20 protein-coding genes are annotated in these 20,973 nt (G+C 74.4%); 8 read left to right on the top strand and 12 right to left on the bottom strand.

Features of this window, described 5'->3' with window-relative positions:
• Positions 1-53: 53 nt before the first annotated feature.
• The 8 genes from ABZ721_RS26790 to ABZ721_RS26755 form a co-directional block, all read right to left on the bottom strand.
• Complete coding sequence (locus ABZ721_RS26790; RefSeq protein ID WP_358791258.1) at positions 54-1,319, bottom strand: MFS transporter; 1,266 nt, start codon at positions 1,317-1,319, stop codon at positions 54-56.
• A 269-nt stretch (positions 1,320-1,588) separates the two neighbouring features.
• Positions 1,589-2,092, bottom strand: a complete 504-nt coding sequence (locus ABZ721_RS26785; RefSeq protein ID WP_358791257.1) for a carbonic anhydrase — start codon at positions 2,090-2,092, stop codon at positions 1,589-1,591.
• Complete coding sequence (locus ABZ721_RS26780) at positions 2,082-3,311, bottom strand: MsnO8 family LLM class oxidoreductase (protein WP_358791256.1); 1,230 nt, start codon at positions 3,309-3,311, stop codon at positions 2,082-2,084. Before ABZ721_RS26780 ends, ABZ721_RS26785 begins: the two co-directional genes overlap by 11 nt.
• On the bottom strand, positions 3,308-4,702 hold the full coding sequence (locus tag ABZ721_RS26775; RefSeq protein WP_358791255.1) for an NtaA/DmoA family FMN-dependent monooxygenase: 1,395 nt from the start codon (positions 4,700-4,702) through the stop codon (positions 3,308-3,310). Before ABZ721_RS26775 ends, ABZ721_RS26780 begins: the two co-directional genes overlap by 4 nt.
• 21 nt (positions 4,703-4,723) lie before the next feature.
• Positions 4,724-5,974, bottom strand: coding sequence for an LLM class flavin-dependent oxidoreductase (locus ABZ721_RS26770; protein WP_358791254.1), 1,251 nt, complete (start codon positions 5,972-5,974; stop codon positions 4,724-4,726).
• Between the two features lie 76 nt (positions 5,975-6,050).
• Positions 6,051-6,173, bottom strand: coding sequence for a putative leader peptide (locus ABZ721_RS26765; RefSeq protein ID WP_358791272.1), 123 nt, complete (start codon positions 6,171-6,173; stop codon positions 6,051-6,053).
• Between the two features lie 107 nt (positions 6,174-6,280).
• Positions 6,281-7,201 carry an NADP-dependent oxidoreductase gene (locus ABZ721_RS26760; RefSeq protein ID WP_358791253.1) on the bottom strand — a complete coding sequence of 307 codons (921 nt, stop codon included), beginning with the start codon at positions 7,199-7,201 and terminating at the stop codon, positions 6,281-6,283.
• A 76-nt stretch (positions 7,202-7,277) separates the two neighbouring features.
• A complete protein-coding gene (locus ABZ721_RS26755) occupies positions 7,278-7,982 on the bottom strand; it encodes a TetR/AcrR family transcriptional regulator (protein ID WP_358791252.1) in 705 nt (234 codons plus the stop codon).
• A 109-nt stretch (positions 7,983-8,091) separates the two neighbouring features.
• Here ABZ721_RS26755 and ABZ721_RS26750 point away from each other — a divergent pair, with 109 nt between their 5' ends.
• A complete protein-coding gene (locus ABZ721_RS26750) occupies positions 8,092-9,651 on the top strand; it encodes an MFS transporter (protein ID WP_358791251.1) in 1,560 nt (519 codons plus the stop codon).
• On the top strand, positions 9,648-10,085 hold the full coding sequence (locus ABZ721_RS26745; protein ID WP_358791250.1) for a protein phosphatase: 438 nt from the start codon (positions 9,648-9,650) through the stop codon (positions 10,083-10,085). The genes ABZ721_RS26750 and ABZ721_RS26745 overlap by 4 nt, the downstream gene beginning before the upstream one ends.
• An 11-nt stretch (positions 10,086-10,096) precedes the next feature.
• On the opposite strand, the gene ABZ721_RS26740 is transcribed toward ABZ721_RS26745, so the two are convergent.
• Positions 10,097-10,603 (bottom strand): DinB family protein, encoded by a 507-nt coding sequence (locus tag ABZ721_RS26740; RefSeq protein ID WP_358791249.1) that lies wholly within the window; start codon positions 10,601-10,603, stop codon positions 10,097-10,099.
• A gap of 88 nt (positions 10,604-10,691) precedes the next feature.
• Positions 10,692-11,786, bottom strand: a complete 1,095-nt coding sequence (locus ABZ721_RS26735) for a TetR/AcrR family transcriptional regulator (RefSeq protein WP_358791248.1) — start codon at positions 11,784-11,786, stop codon at positions 10,692-10,694.
• Between the two features lie 176 nt (positions 11,787-11,962).
• Between ABZ721_RS26735 and clpX the strand changes: the two genes are divergently transcribed.
• The 4 genes from clpX (at position 11,963) to ABZ721_RS26715 (ending at position 16,752) form a co-directional block, all read left to right on the top strand.
• Positions 11,963-13,273, top strand: a complete 1,311-nt coding sequence (gene clpX / locus ABZ721_RS26730; RefSeq protein WP_358791247.1) for an ATP-dependent Clp protease ATP-binding subunit ClpX — start codon at positions 11,963-11,965, stop codon at positions 13,271-13,273.
• A gap of 14 nt (positions 13,274-13,287) precedes the next feature.
• Positions 13,288-14,025, top strand: coding sequence for a class I SAM-dependent methyltransferase (locus ABZ721_RS26725; protein ID WP_358791246.1), 738 nt, complete (start codon positions 13,288-13,290; stop codon positions 14,023-14,025).
• Positions 14,026-14,156: 131 nt separating this feature from the next.
• Entirely contained in the window at positions 14,157-14,855 is a 699-nt protein-coding gene (locus tag ABZ721_RS26720; protein WP_358791245.1) for a response regulator transcription factor, read from the top strand.
• Positions 14,845-16,752: a HAMP domain-containing sensor histidine kinase gene (locus tag ABZ721_RS26715; protein ID WP_358791244.1), complete on the top strand. Its 1,908-nt coding sequence runs from the start codon at positions 14,845-14,847 to the stop codon at positions 16,750-16,752. Before ABZ721_RS26720 ends, ABZ721_RS26715 begins: the two co-directional genes overlap by 11 nt.
• A gap of 422 nt (positions 16,753-17,174) precedes the next feature.
• Here the strand turns inward: ABZ721_RS26715 and ABZ721_RS26710 are convergent, their stop codons facing one another.
• Positions 17,175-17,978: a CAP domain-containing protein gene (locus ABZ721_RS26710; RefSeq protein WP_358791243.1), complete on the bottom strand. Its 804-nt coding sequence runs from the start codon at positions 17,976-17,978 to the stop codon at positions 17,175-17,177.
• 261 nt (positions 17,979-18,239) lie between these two features.
• Positions 18,240-18,785 carry a hypothetical protein gene (locus tag ABZ721_RS26705; protein ID WP_358791242.1) on the bottom strand — a complete coding sequence of 182 codons (546 nt, stop codon included), beginning with the start codon at positions 18,783-18,785 and terminating at the stop codon, positions 18,240-18,242.
• Positions 18,786-18,820: 35 nt separating this feature from the next.
• Between ABZ721_RS26705 and ABZ721_RS26700 the strand changes: the two genes are divergently transcribed.
• On the top strand, positions 18,821-19,537 hold the full coding sequence (locus ABZ721_RS26700) for a response regulator transcription factor (RefSeq protein WP_358791241.1): 717 nt from the start codon (positions 18,821-18,823) through the stop codon (positions 19,535-19,537).
• Positions 19,534-20,961, top strand: a complete 1,428-nt coding sequence (locus ABZ721_RS26695) for a HAMP domain-containing sensor histidine kinase (protein ID WP_358791240.1) — start codon at positions 19,534-19,536, stop codon at positions 20,959-20,961. The genes ABZ721_RS26700 and ABZ721_RS26695 overlap by 4 nt, the downstream gene beginning before the upstream one ends.
• The last annotated feature ends 12 nt before the right edge of the window (positions 20,962-20,973 follow it).

Below are 20,973 nucleotides of genomic sequence, written 5' to 3'. Positions count from 1 at the left end.
TAGGGGGCCGCGGCACGTGCCGCGGCCCCCTTACTTGCCCTCCGGCGTCCGGGTCAGGCGCTCTCGGCGGCCTGCTCGGCGCGGGGCGCGGGCGCCTCGGCGGCGCCCGCCGAGGCGGTGCGCAGGCCGTGGCTGACGGCCAGGCCACCCAGCGCGCCGAGCAGTGCCAGGCTCACGCCGATGACCAGTGTGCCCGTCGCGACGTTCGCGAAGGCCCCGACGGCCCACGCGCCCACGCCCGTTCCGGCGTACATCGTCGAGGTCAGCCAGGCGCTGGAGGTGGCGCGCAGCTCCGGTGCGACCGTGCCCGCCAGGGTCTGCTGGTCGGTCACGAAGCCGCCGCTGGCGACGAACCAGATCGTCACCCCGACCAGGGCCACGATCAGGCCGGGGCCGCCGGCGGTGAGGGCGACGCCCACAGCGAGCAGCACGCCCCACAGCCCGAGCAGCGGCAGGTGGGTGCGGCCGGCGGCGCGGGCCCGGTCGCCCAGGCGCCCGGCGCCGAGCGACCCGGCCACGCTGCCCGCGCCGACGAGGATCCCGACCAGGCCGAGTTGGGCCACCGACAGGTCGAAGCGGTGGACCAGCAGGGCACCGAGGAAGGTGTACGCGCCGAGGTTGGCCGCGTGGAAGACGGTGTTGACGGTCAGCGCCCGGCGCAGCGCCGGGTCCGTCCAGCCGGCCAGGATGGCCTTCACCGCGCCGATCGGCGCCGCGCTGCGCTCGGTCGCCGCGACCTGCCGCAGCAGCAGCGGCAGCGCCGCGGCGGTGCCGACGGCCAGCGCCACGAAGGCCGAGCGCCAGCCGGCGATCCCGGCCAGCGCGCTGCCGAGGGGCACGCCGACGACCTGCCCGCAGGAGAACAGCGCCATGCCGAGCCCGAGCGCCCGGCCGCGGAAGCGGTCGGGGGCCGTCTCGGCGATGTGCGCCCAGATCGCGGGCCCGGCCGCCGCCGCGGCCAGTCCGGCGACCGCGCGGGAGAGCACGAGCGGCGCCAGCCCGGTCGAGAGCGCGGCCGCCGCGTTGGACGCGACGAACAGCGCGGTGCCGGCCAGCAGCGTCTGCCGGCGGCCGATCCGGTCGCTGAGCAGGCCGAGGAAGGGCGCGCAGACGGCGTAGACCAGGACGTAGGCGGTGACGCTGGAGGCGGCGGCCGCCTCGCTGACGTCGATGTCGTCCGCGATGGTCGGGAGGAGCGGGGAGACCAGGAACGTCTCGGTCCCGAAGAGGAACAGCAGCGCGAACACGCCAGCATAGCGCAGCCAGTCGTAGCTCTCGGGCGCGGCCGGCTCAGCGGGTGCGCCGGAAGTGCGGCTCAAGGGGATCACAGCCTTTGCGAGCGTGGGTCCGGAGCCGGGGGAGCCCGAGCAGGCCCCGGCGGCGCGCGGGGGCGCGGCGGGGCGGGCAGGGGGCGGGACGGCGGGGTGCGGCTCCGGTGGGGACGGGGGCCGTCCGGCCCCACCATCGTGTGCTGCCGCGTGGCGCTCAGCCAGACAGGCAAACATCCTGTGACCGCAGCTCACAGGCAGACGCCGACGAGGGGCCACGGCCGGTGGCCGTGACCCCTCGGGCGAATGTCGTGCAGGTGCTAGACGGCGACCTCGTCGAGCGTGCCGGTGGCCACGTCGAAGACGAAGCCGCGCACCTGGTCGGTGTGCGGGACGAAGGGGCTCGACCTGATCCGCGCCACGGACTGGCGGACGTCGGTCTCCAGGTCGGCGAAGGCCTCGGCGGCCCACGGCGGCTTGATCCCGGTCTCCTCGCGGATCGACTCGCGGAAGGCGTCGTCGCCGAAGGTCAGCATCCCGCAGTCGGTGTGGTGGATGAGGATGATCTCGCGGGTGCCCAGCAGCCGCTGGCTGATCGCCAGCGAGCGGATCGCGTCGTCGGTCGCCACGCCGCCCGCGTTGCGGATGACGTGGGAGTCGCCCTCGGCGAGACCGAGCACCCCGTAGACGTTGAGCCGGGCGTCCATGCAGGCCAGGACCGCCGTGCGGCGGGCCGGGGGCAGCGGGAGCGGGCCGGGGAAGGACGCGGCGTAGGCGTGGTTGTTGGCGAGGTACTGATCGGTGGCGGTGCGGTCAGCGGACATGGGACTCCTCGGGGTCGCGCGGGCGGTGCTGCGGGGCGTCCTGCCAGGCGTGCGCCAGTAGTTCGAAGGAACGGATCCGGTCCTGGTGGTCATGGGTGATGGTGGTGACGAGCAACTCGTCCGCGTCGGTCGCCCGTTGCAGGACCCGCAGCTGCTCGACGACGGTCCGCGGGGAGCCGGCGAACTGGGTGCGCACCCGGTCGTCGACGAGGGCGCGCTCCTCCTCGGTCCACGGGTGCGCGGCGGCCTCCTCCGGGGTGGGGAACGGGATCGCGCCGCGGCCGGAGCGGATGCTGTGCACCCACAGGGCGTACGGGCTCGCGAGGTGCCGCGCGGTGGCGTCGTCCTCGGCCACCACCACGTCGGCGGAGACCAGGACGTGCGGCCGGTCGAGCACCGTCGAGGGCTTGAACGCGTCGCGGTAGGCGTCCACCGCCTCCAGTACCGCGGCCGGGCTGACGTGGTAGTTCGCCGCGAACGGCAGCCCCAGCGCGCCGGCGGCGCGGGCGCTGGCCCCCGCGCTGCTGCCGAGGATCCAGATCTGCAGGTCGGCCCCCTCGCCGGGGACGGCGTGCACCTCGTGGCCGCCCTCGGTGCGGTGGTCGCCGCGGATCAGGGCCAGGATCTGCTCCACCTGGTCCCGGTAGTCGGGGAGTTCGGCGCCGGGGAACTGGACGAGTTCGGTGTAGCGGGCGAGCAGCGGCGAGCCGATCAGCCGGCTGATGTCGTAGGGCGCGGGGATGAGCAGCCCTTCGGGAGTCCGGCGGGGCGCGGCGGGCGCCGGCGCGGCGGCGGGTGGCGGCGCCGCGTCCGGGGCTCCGCCGGGCTTGCGGAAGCCCGAGCGGCCCAGGCCGAGGTCGATGCGGCCCGGGTGCAGGGCGTCGAGCACGCCGAACTCCTCGACCACCGACAGCGGGGTGCGGTGGCCGAGTTGGACCGCGCCGGCGCCGACCCGGATCCGCGTCGTCGCGGCCGCGACGAGCTGGATCAGCAGGGCCGGCGACACCCCGGCGACCCCGGTGGTGAGGTGGTGCTCGGCCAGCCAGTACCGGTGGTACCCGGCGGCCTCGGCGCGGCGCGCCAGGTCGACGGTGTTGTGCAGCGCCCGTGCCGCGGTGGATCCGGAGCTGATGGGTGCCAGGTCGAGGACGGACAGCGGTACGGGAGCGTGCGCGCCCGCCGTGCCGGCCCGTGCGTGGTCCGAGGGGAGATCCGTCACGACGCCGCCTTCTTGGTGCTGTCGTTGCCGCGTGAGCTGCTGCCGGCCGGCGGCCGGTCCAGGCCGAGGTGGTCGCGCAGCGTGCTGCCCTCGTACTCGTGCCGGAAGACGCCGCGCTCCTGGAGCAGGGGGACGACGGTGTCGGCGAACGCGTCGAGGCCGCCGGGGGTGACGTGCGGGACGAGGATGAACCCGTCGCTCGCGTCGGTCTGGACGAACTCGTCGATCGTGGCCGCGACGGTGGCGGGGGAGCCGACGAAGGTCTGGCGACCGGTGGTCTCGATGACGAGTTCGCGGATGGACAGCCCGCCCGCCTCCGCCTTCTGCCGCCACTCCTTCGCGGTGGCCAGCGGGTCGCGGAACATCCGCACGCTGGCCCGGCCGCGCGCGACCGTGTGCTCGCCCGGGTCGGGGTCGATGTCGGGCAGCGGGCCGTCCGGGTCGTATCCCGACAGGTCGCGGTTCCACAGCTGTTCCAGGTACTTGATCGCGGTCTGCCCGCTGACCTGGGCCCGGCGCACCTCGTGCGCGTGGTCGCGCGCCTCGGCGTCGGTGTCGCCGAGCACGAACGTGGCGGCGGGCAGGATCAGCAGGTCGTCGCGGGTGCGGTGGTGGCGGGCGAGCCGGTCCTTGACGTCGGTGTAGAACGCCCGGCCGGCGTCGAGGGTGCTGTGCCGGCTGAAGATCGCGTCGGCGGTGCCCGCGGCGAACTCGCGTCCCTCCTCGGAGTCGCCGGCCTGGAAGATGACGGGGCGGCCCTGCGGGCTGCGCGGGACGTTGAACCGGCCGGCGATGTCGAAGTGCTGGTCCCGGTGGCGGAAGGCGCCCGCGCGCGGATCGCGCAGGAACCGCCCGGCCTCCGCGTCGGCGGCGATCGCGTCGTCCGGCCAGGAGTCGAAGAGCTCCCAGGCGGTGCGCAGGAACTGCTCGGCCCGCGAGTAGCGGTCGTCCTGGGCGAGGAAGCCGCCGCGCCGGAAGTTCTCCCCGGTGAAGGCGTCCCAGGAGGTGACGACGTTCCAGGCGGCGCGTCCGTCGGAGAGGTGGTCCAGGCTGGCGAACTGGCGGGCGACCTCGTAGGGCTCGTTGAAGGTGGAGTTGATCGTGCCGGTCAGGCCGATGCGTTCGGTGACCGCGGCCAGCGCGGCGAGCACGGTGAACGTGTCGGGGCGGCCCACGACGTCGAGGTCGTAGATCTCGCCGCCCTGCTCGCGCAGGCGCAGGCCCTCGGCGAGGAAGAGGAAGTCGAACTTGGCCCGTTCCGCGGTGCGGGCGAAGTGCGCGAAGGAGCTGAACTCGATGTGGCTGCCCGCCTCGGGGTCGCTCCACACGGTGGTGTTGTTCACGCCGGGGAAGTGCGCCGCGAGATGGATCTGCTTGAGGGGCTTGCTCATGGTCGGTCGGATCCCTCCGGCTCAGGCACTGACGGTGCCGGCGGTGGCGGCGCCGGTGGTCGCGGCGGCTTCGGCGTAGCGGTTGGCGGGGCGCGGCAGGCCGAGCAGCCCGCGCAGCGTGCGGGCCTCGTAGGCGTGGCGGAAGGCGCCGCGCGCCTGGAGTTCGGGCACGAGCCCGCGGGTGATCGCGGGCAGGTCCTGGGCGAGGGTGGCGGGGCGCAGCCGGAAGCCGGTCAGGCCGGCCCGGCGCCGATCCAGCAGCAGGTCGGCCAGTTCGGCGGGGGTGCCGGAGAAGACCTCGGCGTCGCTCGTCCAGGCCTCACCGGCCAGGGCGTCGAGCCGGTCGCGGCGCGAGCGCGCCGCGCCGGGCCGCTCGTCGAGGACGACCGCCAGCTCGCCGAAGACGTGCACGGCCTCGTCCTGCCGCCCCGCGGCCCGCTGTTCGGCCCGGACCGCAGCGACGGCCGTGCGGGCCTCGTCGGCGTCGTGCGCGGTGATGTAGCCGACGTCCGCCGAGCGCGCCACCAGCCGGTACGGCACGGCCGAGTGGGCGAGGGCGGTCACGACGGGCTGGCCCTGCGGCGGGCGCGGTGTGATCGAGGGGCCCTTCACGTCGAAGAACCGGCCGTGGAAGTCGGCGTAGTGCAGCTTGTTCCGGTCGATGAACCGGCCGGTGGCCACGTCCCGGATCTCCGCGTCGTCCTCCCAGCTGTCCCACAGCCGGCGCACCACCTCGACGTAGTCGGCCGCCTCGTCGAACAGCTCGGTGACCACGTCCGGCTGCGGCGGGCCGGTGAGGTCCGCGGCGCCCAGCGCCGGCGGGAAGGTGCGGCGGCCGAAGTGCGCCGCCTCGTCCGGCCGCGCCGAGACCTGGACGCGCACTCCGGCGCGGCCGGAGCTGACGTAGTCCAGGGTGGCGATCGCCTTCGAGAGGTGGAACGGCTCGGTGTGGGTGGCGACCGCGGTCGGCACCAGCCCGATGTGCGTGGTCAGCGGGGCGACCCGGGCGGCCACGAGCACGGCGTCGAGCCGGCCGCGCACCTGGTCGGTGCGGTCGTCGGGGCCGGTGGGGTCGGTGGACTGCAGGGTGAGGGAGTCCTCGAGCGTCACGAAGTCCAGCAGCCCGCGCTCGGCTTCGAGGACGGCGTCGGCCCAGTGGCGGGCGGTGAACAGCTCCCGGGGGCGGGCGCCTGGCTCCCGCCAGGCGGCCGGGTGCCAGCCGGCGCCGTCCAGGGCGACGGCGAGGTGCAGCGGGTTCAGGGGTGCGGACATGGAGCGGTTGCCTTCCTGATGTGACCGGATGAGGACGCACCGGCCCGGAGGCGTGGCGCGTCAGCAGGGAGTCAGATCAGTGACAACAGAGGGAGCCGGCGACCCGTTGCAGGTCGATGTGCTGGCGTCCGTACAGATGGACGACGGGTCCGCGGGGGACGAGAGTGCCGACGACGACACGACCCTGTGCTGCCCGCATCGCCCTCACCTCTTTCCGGTTCGAACGGCCGATGGCCTCGTCACCTCCCATCGACGCTATCCCGCCGGGATCGCCCGGCGCAATGGCCGCCGCCCGCCCGTCCCGCGCTACCGCGAGACCTCGATCACGACTTTGCCGCGGGTGTGGCCCTCCTCCACGGCGCGCAGCGCCTGCGCGGCCTGCTCGAAGGGGAACGTGCGCGTCACGAACGGGTCGACGACGCCCTCGGCGACCAACCGTGCGACGGCGTCGAGCACTTCGGTAGTGCGCTTGCGGTCCACGGTGGATCCGCCGAGCTTGACGACGTTCACCTTGTCGGGTCCGCTGATCAGCCGCGCCGGGTCGGCGAGCAGGGTGGCCACCTCCTCCAGGGAGGCGCCGCCGACCAGGTCGAAGACCGCGTCGACGCCCTCGGGCGCGGCAGCGCGGATCCGGTCCGCCACGCCGGGTCCCGACGCGACGTGCACGACGCCCAGCGACTCGACGAACTCCTTCTTCGCCGCGCTCGCGGTGCCGATCACCCGCAGGCCCCGGTGCGTGGCGATCTGCGCGGCGGCGCTGCCCACCCCGCCGCCGACCCCGTTGATCAGGAAGGTCGTGCCGGCCGGCGGGTCGAGCTGGACGATCCCGTCGTAGGCGGTGGCCACCGCGACCGGCAGCGTCGCCGCGTCGGCCCAGGACACCTGCGCGGGCTTGTGCGCGGTGCTGCGCGCGGGCAGCAGCGTGTACTCGGCGTACCCGCCGGTGAGGGGGTTGCCGAACACGGCGTCGCCCACCGCGTACCCCTCGACGCCCTCGCCCACCTGCTCCACCACGCCGGAGACCTCGCCGCCCATGACGGCGGGCAGTTCCACCGCCGGGGCGTTGGCCTGGGTGTATCCGGTCCGGCGCTTCCAGTCGACCGGGTTGACCCCGGCCGCCCGGACCGCGACCAGGAGCTGGCCCGCACCGGGCACCGGCCGCGGCAGGTCGGCGAAGGTCTCGGTCTCGGGACCGCCGAAGCGGGTGAACACGTAGGCCTGGGGCATCGGTGACTCACATCTCTGGTCGCGGGGTCGGAGGGGGACGCGGAGCCACCATGCTGCCGGAGCCCCGGCCCGGGTGTCACCCGCGGTTCTGCGCGGCGTCCGGTTCCAGCACGGTGGCCAGGCCGTCGAGGATGCGTTCGAGCCCGAAGGCGAACCGGTCCTCCATGTTCGGCTCCGAGAGCTCCGCGGCGAGGGCGACCAGGTTCGGGAACCGGTCGGCGGGCAGTTGGCGCAGGTGCGCGCGGGCGGCGTCGACGACCTCGGTGCGGGTGGCGTGCCCGACGGCCTCGGCGGCCGAGAGGGGGGACTGCTCCTGCAGCACGAAGCCCGTCACGTAGTTGCCGAGCAGGTAGCTGGTCAGGGCGGCTTCGGCGGCCGGGAAGCCGGCCTCCCGCAGCCGGTCCAGCTGCTCCTCCAGGATGACGAGCAGGCTCGGGCCGAGGTTGAAGCGCCCGGCGACGACGCGGGCGGCGTCGCGCTTGCCGAGCAGGTGCCGGCGGTGCAGGTGGCAGTACGCGCGCAGCTGCTCGCGCCAGCCGCCCACCCGCGGCGGGGGCTCGGCGTCGGCGACCAGGGCGTCGGCCAGCAGGTCCAGCAGCTGCTCCTTGTTGCGCACGTGCCAGTAGAGCGAGGGGGCCTGCACCCCCAGTTCGGCCGCGACCCTGCGCATCGACAGCGCGTCCAGGCCGTCCCGCTCCAGCACCAGCAGGGCCGCTCCCACCAGGGCTTCCTGAGTCAGCGGCGGGTGCTGGCCGGGCGCTTTCGCGCGGTCTGTCCTCATCGGTCGTCACCTCGTGCTCGCTGCGGTCGCGGATACCCGCTTGCCATCTAACACCGTTAGAGGCAATCTAACGGCGTTAGAGAACGACTAACACTGTTAGGGGACCCTCATGGCGGAGCTCGGCTCCCGTCGTCAGTACCTGGTGCTCGGCACGCTGTGCGCCACGATGTTCATGGCCATGCTCGACAACGTCGTGGTGAACACCGCCCTGCCCCGGATCGGGCAGGAGCTGCATGCCGGAGTGAGCGGCCTGCAGTGGGTCGTGGAGGGCTACAGCCTCGTCTTCGCCGCCCTGCTGCTCACCGGCGGCACCCTCGGCGACCGCTACGGGCGGCGGCGGATCTACCTCGCCGGCCTCGCCCTGTTCACCGCCGGATCGGCGTTCGCCGCGCTCTCCGGCACCACCGGACTGCTCATCGCCGCCCGCATGGTCCAGGGGCTGGGCGCGGCACTGCTCACCCCGGGCAGCCTGTCGATCCTGCGGCACACCTTCGAGGACGAGCGCGCCCGCGCCCGCGCCATCGCCCTGTGGTCGGGCATCTCGGCCATCGGCCTCGCCCTGGGGCCGGTCATCGGCGGCCCGATGGTCGACGCCTTCGGCTGGGCCAGCGTCTTCTGGATCAACGTCCCGATCGGCGGGGCCGCACTGCTGGTGGGCCGCCGCGTCCTGCCGGAGTACGTCTCCCGCACCGCCCGGCTCGACCTGCCGGGGCAACTGCTCGCGGCCGTCGGGCTCGGCGGCCTGGTCTACGCCCTCGTCGAGGGCCCCAGCCGCGGCTGGACCGACCCGGTCACCCTGACCGCCGCCCTGGCCGGCGCGGTGGCACTGCTGCTGTTCGTCGTCGTGGAGCTGCGGACCGCCGACCCGATGCTGGACCTGCGGTTCTTCGCCGACCGGGTGCTGGCGGGCGCGGCGCTGGCCGCGTTCACCGTCAGCTTCGGCATGTTCGGCGTCATGTTCTTCCTGCCCCTGTACCTGCAGAACGTGCTCGGCTGGGCGCCCACCGGCTCGGGGGTGGCCGCGCTGCCGTGCACCGCCCTGATCATGATCGCGTCGCCGCTGTCCGGCCGGCTCGCCCTGCGCTACGGGGTCCGCCCGCCGCTGGTCGCCGGCCTGTCGCTGTGCGCCGTGGCGCTCGCGGGGCTCTCGCTGTACGGCGCGGACGCCCGGTACCCGCAGTACCTGTGGGTCCTGCCGCTGATGGGACTGGGCATGGGACTGAGTTTCGCCCCCGCCTCCATCGCGGTGCTGCGCCGCGTCGCACCGTCGGCCGCGGGCATGGCCTCGGCGGCGCTCAACACCGTGCGCGAACTCGGCGGGGTCGTGGGCGTCGCCGTCCTGGGCGCGGTGCTGACCAGCCGGCTGGCATCGGGTCTGGACCACCGGCTGGAGGCCGCCGGCACTTCGTCGGAGCAGCGCCACGACATCGTCGCCTCGGTCACCGGCGAGGGCGCGGGCGGCCTGGTGCGCGGCTCGGGACTGCCCCCGGCGCTGCACCGCACCATGGACGCGGCCTTCGTGGACGCCCTCCATCTCGCGGTCCGCTGCGGGGCGGTGGTCATGGCCGGCACCGCCGTGGCTGTCTTCCTCCTGCTGCGCTCGCGCCAGAACCCGCTGCCCGAGAACTCCGGCGCCCGGCACGAGACGGCGGTTACGGTGAACGGGTGACGCGATCCTGGAGTGCCGACGACGCCGGAGTCATCCGGCTGCCCTCCGGGCGCCTGCTGCGCGGCCGGGCGCTGCGCAAGCCGCTGCCGGCGGGGCCGGCGCCCGACTTCGCGGTCCATCTGCTGGGCCGGCAGCCGCCCGAGGTGCCGTGGGAGGCGCGCTGGCTGCGCTGGCCGGACTTCCGGCTGCCGAGCGACGACGGCGAGGCCCGGTCCGTCCTCGCGGAGGCGCTGGACCGGGCCGGCGGCGAGCGCGTCGAGCTGGCCTGCGCCGGCGGCCGCGGGCGGACCGGCACCGCGCTGGCGTGCCTGGCCGTCCTCGACGGCGTGCCGCCCGGCGAGGCGGTGGCGTTCGTCCGCCGTCACTACGACGCCCACGCGGTGGAGACCCCCTGGCAGCGGCGCTACGTGCGCCGCTTCACCGGCCGCGCCTGACGGCCGCGCCCTCAGGCCCCGACGGCCCCGTCGACGCCCTCCCGCAGCAGGTCGGCGTGGCCGTTGTGGCGGGCGTACTCGTGCATCATGTGGAGCATCACCATCCGGAGCGAGACCTGTTCGTCCCCCTTCGGCTCGTGCACCGTCAGATCGAGCGACGGCGCCTCGCGTTCGATCCGGCGGGCGTGCTCGACCTCCGTCCGCCAGGCGTCGAACGCCTCGCTCCGGGTGGCGGAGCTCGCGTCGTAGGCGATCTGGAAGTCGTGCTCGTCGGACCAGACGAGCGGTATGTCCTCGCCGTTGACGATCCGGCGGAACCAGGCGCGTTCCACCTCGGCCATGTGCCGCACCAGGCCGAGCAGCGAGAGGGTGGACGGCGGCATCGACCGGCGGCGCAGCTCCTCGTCGGTGAGCCCGTCGCACTTCAGGGCGAGCGTGGCGCGGTGGTAGTCGAGGAAGGCGCGCAGCATCTCGCGTTCGTCGGCGACCGCGGGCGGGTCGATGCGTTCGGTGGCCATGGCGGAGTCCTCTTCTGCAGGCGGCGTTGCGGGCGTCTTCACAGGCGTTCGGCGGGCGTCGTCCCGGCGCGGGTGGCGCGGGCGCGGGTCAGTTCGGGGCGTCGCGCCGCGGGTCGGGGGCCGAGGCGGTCGCGTGGCAGGCGCCGCGGCCGTCGGCGCGGGCGGTGATCCGGCCGGCGCGGATACGGACGGCGACCTCGGTTCCGTCGCTGACGGAGGGCACGCCGGCGGCCGCGGCGAGCGCGCCCGACTCGTCGAAGACCACCTGCAGGCGCGGCCAGGCCGCCGCCGGGAAGGCCCGGCGCAGGCAGCCGCAGAGGTCCGCGACGGCCAGCCGCGCCAGCGGTGCCAGCTCGTCGGGGTCCCCGGTGACCACGACGGCGGTGACCGTCGCGCCGGGCGGCGCCGCCCGCACCGCCTCCTCCACCGCCTCCAGGCGGTGCAGTCCGAGTACGGCCACCACGCCGTCGTCCGCGAGCCGCGCGGGCACGCCCCGCACCGCGTCGAGCGTGGGCGGCGGGGTCCACGGCTCGTCGGTCGGCCACGCCTGGGTGATGACGTGCGGCGGCGGCCACCAGCCGTCGAGGTCCAGGCCGGCCAGGTGGGCGCAGGCGGTGACGACGTTGAACGGCTCGACGAACCCGGGCGCGACCGCCGCCATCTGGGCGGCGCCGTGCAGGGTCGTCAGGACCGTCTCCGCGACCCGCACCAGGCTGCCGGTGGGCGCTCCGGGCGCCCGCAGGCCCTCCAGCGCCAACCCGAGCAGCAGCGCGTCCAACTTCATCAGCTGCGCGAACGGCCGCCGGATGCGCTCCTCGGCGAGCACCTCGGGCATCAGGTACATGCCCAGCCGGGCCGTGCCGTGCGGCTCGTCGGTGTCGGCGAGCGGCAGCCGCGCGACCCAGGCGCGGGCGAGCGCCCCGAGCGCGTCGGCGGCCGTGCTGCCCGGCTCCGGGTGCGGCGGTTCGGGGGCGCGCTCGGCCAGGGCGGCCAGCACAGCGAAGTACAGCGCGCGCTTGCTGGGGAAGTTGGAGTAGACGGCGCCACGGGTGAGGCCCGCGCGCCCGGCGATCCGGTCCACCTTGGCGTCGCGGAAACCGTGCTCGGCGAACTCGTCCCGGGCCGCGGCCAGCACCCTGGCGCGGTTGCGCTCCTGCAGCTCCACCCTGCTGGGCCGGCCCATCGCCCTCACTCTTGCCTTCGCGCTTCCGCGTTGCGTCCGTCGCGGCTCAAGATACCTTGACCATTCAAATGGTGGCGTCATATGGTCGCAGCATTCGAGTGGCCTTTTCCGACCTGCGCGTCATGCACCCACAAGGCCATTCGACCGGCATCACCGTTCGAGGGGGACATTTCCGCGTGGCACGCATCGGTGACGGCGGTGACCTGCTGAAATGTACGTTCTGCGGGAAGAACCAGCAGCAGGTCGGCAAGCTCATCGCGGGCCCGGCCGACATCTGCATCTGCGACGAGTGCGTCGACCTCTGCAACGAACTCCTGGTGGAGGAGACCGGCCCGCTCGACGCCGACCTGCCCGCCCTGCCGACACCACGCGAGATCCACGCGTTCCTCGACGGGTACGTCATCGGGCAGGAGCGCGCCAAGAGGGCGCTGGCGGTGGCGGTCCACAACCACTACAAGCGGGTGCGTCCGCCGGTCGCGGGCAGCGGCCGGCGCGGTGCGAAGGGCGGGCAGGCCGAGCAGGTCGAGCTCGGCAAGTCCAACGTCCTGCTGATGGGCCCCACCGGCTGCGGCAAGACGTACCTCGTCCAGACCCTGGCCCGGATGCTCGACGTCCCGTTCGCGATCGCCGACGCCACCGCCCTGACCGAGGCCGGCTACGTCGGGGAGGACGTCGAGAACATCCTGCTCAAGCTGATCCAGGCCGCCGACCACGACATCGCCAGGGCCGAGCGCGGCATCGTCTACATCGACGAGATCGACAAGATCGCCCGAAAGGGTGCCGGTCCCTCGATCACCCGGGACGTCTCCGGCGAGGGCGTGCAGCAGGCGCTGCTCAAGCTCCTGGAGGGCACGGTCGCGAGCGTGCCGCCGCAGGGCGGCCGCAAGCAGCCGCGCCAGGAGTTCCTCCAGATCGACACCAGCAACGTGCTGTTCATCGTCGGCGGTGCCTTCGCCGGGCTGGAGCGGATCGTCGAGCAGCGCGCCGACCACGCGGGCATCGGCTTCGGCGGGGAGCCGCGCACCCGCGAGCAGCGGCGGAACCGGGACGAGGACGCCTTCGCCGGCGTGCTGCCGGTGGACCTGGTGCAGTTCGGGCTCATCCCCGAACTCGTCGGACGGCTGCCCGTGCTGACGACCGTGCAGCCGCTGGACACGGCGGCACTGACCCGGATCCTGACCGAGCCCCGCAACGCGCTCGTCCGGCAGTACCAGAAGCTCTTCGAGCTCGACGGCGTCGAGCTGGAGTTCACCGAGGACGCCGTCGCCGCCGTCGCGGAGCAGGCGCTGCTGCGCCGCACCGGCGCCCGGGCGGCCCGCACGATCCTCGAAGAGGTGCTGCTCAACGTGATGTACGAGGTGCCGAGCCGGAACGACGTGGCCCGCGTCGTCGTCGACCGCGCCACGGTGCTCGACAACGTCAACCCGACGCTGATCCCGCGCGACCGCCCGGCGTCCGCGCCGGAACCCGGCGAACGCACCGCCTGACTACCCTGGGGGCGGTGTTCACCTCCGAAGGACCCACGCTCCGCGAGCTGGCCGTGCAGGCGCTCTCCTCCATCGAGCACGGCTACGACCTGCTGGCACCCAAGTTCGACCACACCCCCTTCCGCACACCCGACCGCTTCCTGGACGCGGTGGCCGGCGCGCTGCGCCCGCTCGGGCCGTTCACGGCCGGGCTCGACGTCTGCTGCGGCACCGGCGCCGGGGTCGGGGTGCTGCGCGAGCTGTGCGGGCAGCGGGTGACCGGGGTCGACTTCAGCGCCGGGATGCTGGCCGCCGCGGCGGCCGCCGTCCCCGCGGCGGACGGGCGCGAGGACGGTCCGTCGGTGGACTGGGTGCGGGCGGACGCCCGGGCGCTGCCGTTCACGGCAGCGTTCGACCTGGCCGTGAGCTTCGGGGCGTTCGGCCACTTCCTGCCCGCCGAGCGCCCCGGCCTGTTCGCCGAGGTCCACCGCTCGCTGCGGCCGGGCGGCGTGTTCGCCTTCCCGCTCGGTGCGCCGCTGCCCGTCCGCTCGCCGCTGTACTGGGGGCTGTGGGGCTTCGACGCCGCGATGCGCGTGCGCAACGCGCTGTGGCGTCCGCCGTTCGTGATGTACTACCGCACCTTCCCGCTGCGAGGGGTCCGCGACGACCTCGTCGGGGCCGGCTTCCGGGTGGAGCTGCTGCCGCTGGAGGAGTTCGGCCGCCGGCCCGACGGCAGCCCGCACTGCCGCCTGGTGGTGGCCCGGCGCGGCTGACCCCGGAGGTTCGGTGCGGCCGAGCCGATTCCGGCGGCGAATTCTCGCCGCCGGATATGAGGAAAGTGTCAGGATGCGGGAAACGTCTCACGCCGGTATTCCTGAACACTTGTGCGTTTAACATCCCAGGGGTGTGCGCACATATCCTGGTCGCGGAAGACGACGAAATGCAGGCGGAGCTGGTGCGCCGGTGCGTGGAAGCGCACGGCCACACCGCGACCGTCGTCCACGACGGCCGGTCCGCCGTCGACGAGGTGCGGCGCAGCCGTCCGGACCTGCTGGTCCTGGACGTGATGCTGCCGGAGATCGACGGCCTGGGCGTGTGCAGGATCCTGCGGCCCGGCAGCGACCTGCCGGTGCTGATGCTCACCGCCCGCTCGCACGAGGACGACCTGCTGCTCGGCCTGGAACTGGGCGCGGACGACTACATGACCAAGCCCTACAGCCCGCGCGAGCTGATGGCCCGCATCCACGCCCTGCTGCGCCGCGTCCAGCGGCCACCGGTGGCCGCCGACGGAGTCCTGTGGGTCGACACCCTGGCGGTGGACCCCGCCCGGCGTGCGGTGACCTGCGCGGGCGAGCCGGTGGTCTGCACGCCCGGTGAGTTCGAGATCCTGCGGGCGCTGGCGACCGAACCGGACCGGGTCTTCACCCGCGGGCAGCTGCTGGAGTGCGTGACGGGATACGAGCGCGCCATCTCCGAGCGCGCCATCGACGTCCACATCCTCAACCTGCGCAAGAAGATTGAGCTCGATCCGCGCAGACCGGCACGCCTGCTGACGGTGTTCGGCGTCGGGTACAAACTCACCGGAGGCCGCCGTGGGCCGTAACGTCCCGCTGCGCAAGAGCCTGCTGGCCCGGCTGCTGGTCACCTCCGTGCTCATCGCGGTCTGCTCGATCGTCGCCACCGCGTGGCTCGCGGTGCAGACCACCACCCGGGCCATCCAGCAGGAGCAGGGCCAGATCCTGTCCGACGACGCGAAGATCCACGACACCCTGACCGGCTGGGCCGCCGGACACCGGGACTGGAGCGGCGTGCAGCCGGTGATCGAGCGGCTGGCCCGGGTGACGGGCCGCCGCGTCGCCCTCACCGACCAGGACCGCCACGTGCTCGCCGACTCCGCGCCGAAGGCCCCCGGCCTGCCGCCGCGGGCCTTCGCCGTCATCGACGCCCTGCGGTCCGACACCCCCCTGCAGGGGCAGGGCGCGAGCGAGCCGGTCTCCCGCATCGATCCGCGCGCCGTCGGACCGTACCTGCTGCCCGCCGCCGAGCGCGCGGAACTGGCGCGGGTCGCCGGCAAGGTGCTGGCGTGCCTGCGCGACGAGGGCTGGCAGGGGAAGGTGGTCGACAGCCCCAGCGGGCGGACCACCGTGCAGGTGGCGCGCGAGGACCAGACGACGCTGGACGCCTACGGCTTCGACGACTGCGGTCTGGCCGACCTGTCGCGGCCCACCGTCACCGAGCAGCGCGCCCTGACCGGCCTCGACACCCTGGTGAACGCCTGCCTGACCCGCCAGCGGTCCGTGCTCGCGGGGTACGTGACGCTGTCGGCCGACTTCACCTGGGCCAAGGGGCGCAAGATGGCGCCGGACTTCCGGACGCTGCAGGAGTGCATCGACGCCGGCCGCCGCGAGCAGCTGCGCACCTTCGTCGCCCCGGCCGCGCAGCTGTTCGTCAGCGACACCGGCGCCGGCGCGAGCCCGCCGCGCTTCGACCTCTCGCGGGCCAACACCACCCGCATCGCCGGCGTGACCGGACTCGTCCTGCTCCTCACCGTCACGGTCACCGCCCTGATCGCCACCCGGCTGGTGCGCCCGCTGCGCGCCCTGACCGACGCCGCGCAGCAGCCCACCGAACAGCACACCCGCGTCCCGGTCACCACCGGCGACGAGACCGGCATCCTCGCCCAGGCCTTCAACGACCTGTCAGAACGCCGGGAACGCACCGAGACCCAGCGCAAGGCCATGGTCAGTGACATCGCCCATGAACTGCGGACCCCGCTGACCAACATCCGCGGCTGGCTGGAGGTCGCCAAGGACGGCATCGTCGTGCCCGACCAGCGGCTGCTGTCGTCGCTGCACGACGAGGCGCTGCTCCTGCAGCACATCATCGACGACCTGCAGGACCTCGCGTCCGCCGACGCCGGCACCCTGCGGCTGCACCCCGAGCCGGTGCGGCTGGGCGACCTGCTGGACCAGGTCGCCGACGCGAACCGCGCCCACGCGCGGGCGGCCGGGGTGAGCATCGGGAGCGACGTGCGGGGGGACCCCCGGTTGAGCGCCGACCCCGTCCGGCTGCGCCAGGCGCTGGGCAACCTGGTGTCCAACGCTCTGCGGCACACGCCGGCCGGCGGCAGCGTCCGCCTGCGCGCCCACGGCGGCGACGGGACGGTGACGATCGAGGTCGCCGACACCGGTTCCGGGATCGCGCCCGAGGACCTGCCAGACGTCTTCGACCGCTTCTGGCGCGCGGAGCGCTCCCGCAGCCGCCGCACCGGCGGCAGCGGACTGGGTCTGGCCATCGTCCGCCAGCTCGCGCAGGCCCACGGCGGCACGGTGGCCGCCCGCAGCGTTCCCGGCGAGTCCACCGTGTTCACGCTGCGGCTGCCGTCGCAGCCCGGCACCGGCGCCGGTGCGGCGTCAGCGGGAGGGGTAGCGGGCGACGCCGCCGTGCCACGCGGCCGTCTCCGGCGGGGCCGGCCGCGTGACCGTCACCGGGGTCACTGACCTGGCCGGGGCGTCCGCCGCTCGGGGAGCGCCGGCCGTGTCGGGTGCGTCGGGCGCCAGGGCCACGCGGGAGGCCTTGACGCCGCCGGCCCCGGCGCAACCGGTCACCGAGGCCAGCGCCGCCAGGGCGGCGGTGGCCAGGGCCACGGAGTGCCGCACCCGCGGCCGGCCGGGCATCGATCGCTTCAGCGCACTCATCATGCCGAGCAGTTTCACCGACACTTTTTAGGAAGTTGTCAGGGTCCGCCGCCGGATCGCACGCGCCGGCCGGGACGTTCGCGGCTCGTCGCGGCAGCCGCGACAGCGGCCGCCACCGAGGTGGCGGCCGCTGTGCGGTTCCGCCGCGACGGGGAGCATTGCGCTGCGGCGGCGCAGTTCCGCCATCGCGTCGTCTTCCCCGTTGCGGAGCGTGCCGCGGAGGCTCAGCCGGAGAAGTCCTGGGTGAGCCAGACGGTTCCCGAACCGTCCCGGAATACCGCGATACCGATGTGGGTGAAGGAGGAGCTAAGCATGTTGCGGCGGTGGCCGTCGTCGGGCGGCCGCTCGTCGAGCATGCTCTGGGTGAGTCCCAGCGCCATCTTGGCGATGGCCTGCTCGGTGTCGGCCACCGGCCCGCCCTCGCCGATGTTCTCACCGGCCGACATCCACCGCACGCCCTGGGCCCGCTCGCGGTCGCCGAACGCCGGTTCGCCGGGGCACTGGTGGGAGAGCCCGCAGCCCGCGGACATCACCTGGTTGTGGGCTGCCGCGCTGCGGTTCAGCCCCTCCAGGAGGGTGTAGGCCGGCAGTCCCTGGGCGGCCCTGGCCTGGTTCACCTTGGCCAGCACCTGCTGCACCGCGTCGCCGGTGACCGGGGGGTTCGACGGGGTGGTCGGGGCGGGGGCGGGCCTGGTGCGGGTCGCGGTCGGCGCCGGCCGGGGCGGCGCGGTGTGCCGCGGGGGAGTGGCGGAGGGCTTCGCGGCCGGGCGGGCGGGGCGCGTCACGGGGGAGGAGGGCCGGGCGCCGGACGCCGGCCGATGGGTGCCCACCGCTGCGGTGGGGGTCGCAGCGGTGGGCTGTCCTGGGGCGTGGCCGGAGCCGCCGCCTATGCAGGCGAAGGCCGTTCCGCCACCCAGCGCGGCGATGACGGCGGCGCCCAGTACGGCCTTGCGCACTCGGGGCCGGCGCTGTGCGCGGTGCTGCGGCGAGGGGCCGCTGGGCGGATCGACGCGACGGTGCGAGCTCATGTGGGGTGGACCTCGGGGGATCGAAGGCAGGGGGCCGGCGCGGCGCACAGGGGGATGCCCCGCGCCGGAAGGTGGCACGCCCGGTCGGAGGGGTGCTTCGGTGACCGGGCGATAGCGAACCTAGGCGCTTTCCGACCCGCGTCACCCACCGCGACGGGAACCTTAGGAGCTCCTAAGGTTCCCCGCAGGTTCCGCTCGGCTCCGGCCCTCGCACGGGCCCGGCACGGCCCTCTCCGCGACCCGCGCGGGCAACGCCCGCGACTACCAGGAGACTTCGCGGGTGACGGCCTGCGGCTGCGGATGGATGGAGCCCGTGGTCTCCGAACGGTGCGTGGCACTGGAGAAGGTCACGGTCAGGGTGTCCGGTGTGTCCTGGTCGGTACTGGTGGTGAAGCCCGGCGCCGGAACCGCGGAGACCAGGCAGATCGCGTCGGCCCCCATGTTGAACGTCACCCGGCCGCCCACCGACTGCATGCTGTGCACCCCGACCCCGCCCCGGCAGCTGCTCGCGGTGTGCCCGCCGGTGGCCGGAGCCGTCGTCGGGGGACGGGTGGCGGGCGTCCTGGGGGCCGGCGTCGCCGTCGGCGTCCTGCGGGTGGGAGCCGGCGCGGTCCTGGGCGCCGAGGTGGCCGGGACGAGCGGGCTCGGCGGGGCGGACGGCGTGCTGAAGACCGTGGGCAGCGCCCGGGCGGTCGGCGGCAGCGGGGAGGTCGAGCGCACCACGAAGCGCACGGCCAGGAAGGCCGCGGTCACGGTCAGAGCCGTGCAGCACAGCCAGATCAGGAGGTAGCGCAGCGGACGGGGCACGGCACCATCATGGCTGATCCGTTACGGTGTGCCGCATGGCCAGCGTCCTTGTCGTGGAAGACGACCCCGCCATACGTGCGGCACTGATCGAGATCCTGACCGCCGACGGGCATGTGGTGCGCAGCGCCGCCGACGGTTTCGGCGGACTGAGAGAGGTGACCCAAGGGCCCCTGGACGCCGTCATCCTGGACCTGGGACTGCCGGACCTGGACGGCAGCGACGCCCTGCGCATGATCCGCGGCATCTCGCAGGTGCCGGTGCTCGTGGTCACCGCCAGGGACGACGACGCGGAGGTCGTCCGGCTGCTCAACGCGGGCGCCGACGACTACCTCGTCAAGCCGTTCTCCAGCGGGCAGTTGACCGCCCGGCTGACCGCGGTCCTGCGCCGTGTGGGCCGGGCCGTCGCCTCGGTCCCCGGCGGTCTGCACGACGGACCGACCGCGACCCAGGGCCCCATGATCATCGGCGAGCTGCGGGTGGACGCCATGGCCCGCACCGCGCACCTGGGCGGCCGGGAGCTGCACCTGACCCGGCGCGAGTTCGACCTCCTCGCCTTCCTGGCCGGCAACGCCGGCCGCGTCGTCTCCAAGCGGAAGATCCTCACCGAGGTCTGGCGCGAGTCGTATGTCGACGATGCGACGATCGATGTGCATCTGTCCGCCCTGCGCCGCAAACTCGGCGAACGCGCGATCCGTCCGCGCTACCTGCACACGGTGCGGGGTGTCGGCATCAAGCTGGTGACGCCCCCGTGAGACGCACCCTGGCAGGGGTGGCACTGGCGGTCACCTCCATGGTGGCGCTCTCCTTCCTGATCCCCCTCGCCCTGCTGGTGCGCTCCGAGGCCCGCAACCAGGCGATCACCGCCGCGGAACAGCAGGCCGCCGCGCTCGCCCCGGTGCTGGCCCTGACCGACGACATCCCCGACCTGCGCCAGGCCATCTCCGTGCTCGCCCCCGGCGAGGACCTGAGTGTCCACCTGCCGACCGGACAGGTCGTCGGACCGACGCACGCGCCCGCCGCCCTGCTGCGGCGCGCCGCCCGCGACGGCGAGGCCATCGCGCAGAACCGGCCGGGCGGCTGGGTCTACCTCCAGCCGGTCGTGCTGGGTCCCGGACGGGTGGCGGTGATCGAGGAGTTCGTCCCCAAGGAGCGGCTCAACCGGGGGGTGGCCGCGTCCTGGGGGGCCATCACGCTGCTCGCGGTGGCCCTGGTGGCCGGCTCCACGCTCGTCGCCGACCGGCTCGCGGCCCGGGTCGTGCGCTCCTCGCACAACCTCTCCCGCGCCAGCTACGCCCTGGGCCGCGGCGATCTCGACGTCCGGGTGGACCCGATGGGGCCGCCCGAACTGTACGAGGCGGGCCTGGCCTTCAACGCGATGGCCGACCGGATGCTGGAACTGCTCGCCGTCGAACGCGAACTCGTCGCGGACCTCTCCCACCGGCTGCGCACCCCGCTGACCGCACTGCGCCTGACCGCCGACCGGATGGGGCCGACCGCCGACGCGGAACGCATCGCCGCCGCGATCCACCACCTCGACGCGGAACTGCACTCGATCATCACCGCCGCCCGGACCCCGCTCGCCGTGGGGCCGATGGGCCGCGGCCTGCGGCCGCTGTCGCAGACCGCGGCCCCCGGCCGGCAGCCGGCCCCGGGCCCGTCCGCGCAGGGCTGCGCGGCGGCCTCGGTGATCCGCCGCAAAGCCGCGTTCTGGGCGGTCCTGGCCGAGCAGCAACATCGGCCGTTCCATGCCGACATCACCGCCGAGGAGGCGCTGGTCGACCTGCCCGAGGACGACCTCGCGGCCGTCTTCGACGCCCTGGTCGGCAACGTCTTCCGGCACACCGCGCCCGGCACCGCCTTCGCGGTGCGCCTGGAGCGCGGCGCGCAGAGCGTGGTGCTCACGGTCGAGGACGCCGGCCCCGGCATCCCGGACCCGGACGGCGCCGTGGCCCGCGGGGCCAGCACGGTCTCCACCGGCCTCGGACTGGACATCGCCCACCGGGCCGCCGCCGTCACCCGCGGAGCGGTGCGGATCGCCCGCAGCCGGCTGGGCGGCGCCCGCGTCCAGGTGACCTTCGGGCTCGCCGCCGCGCACAGCAGCGGCGGCCGCAGCAAGCGCCGGCGGCGCACCGGCACCTCCCGGGGGGCACGGACGCGCTGGTGGACCCGGGCCTGAGCCGCCCTGCCG

Source organism: Streptomyces sp. NPDC006733 (genome assembly GCF_040636125.1).
In the GTDB taxonomy this organism is placed as follows: Bacteria; Actinomycetota; Actinomycetes; order Streptomycetales; family Streptomycetaceae; genus Actinacidiphila.
This window is presented reverse-complemented; position numbering and strand designations above follow the sequence as displayed.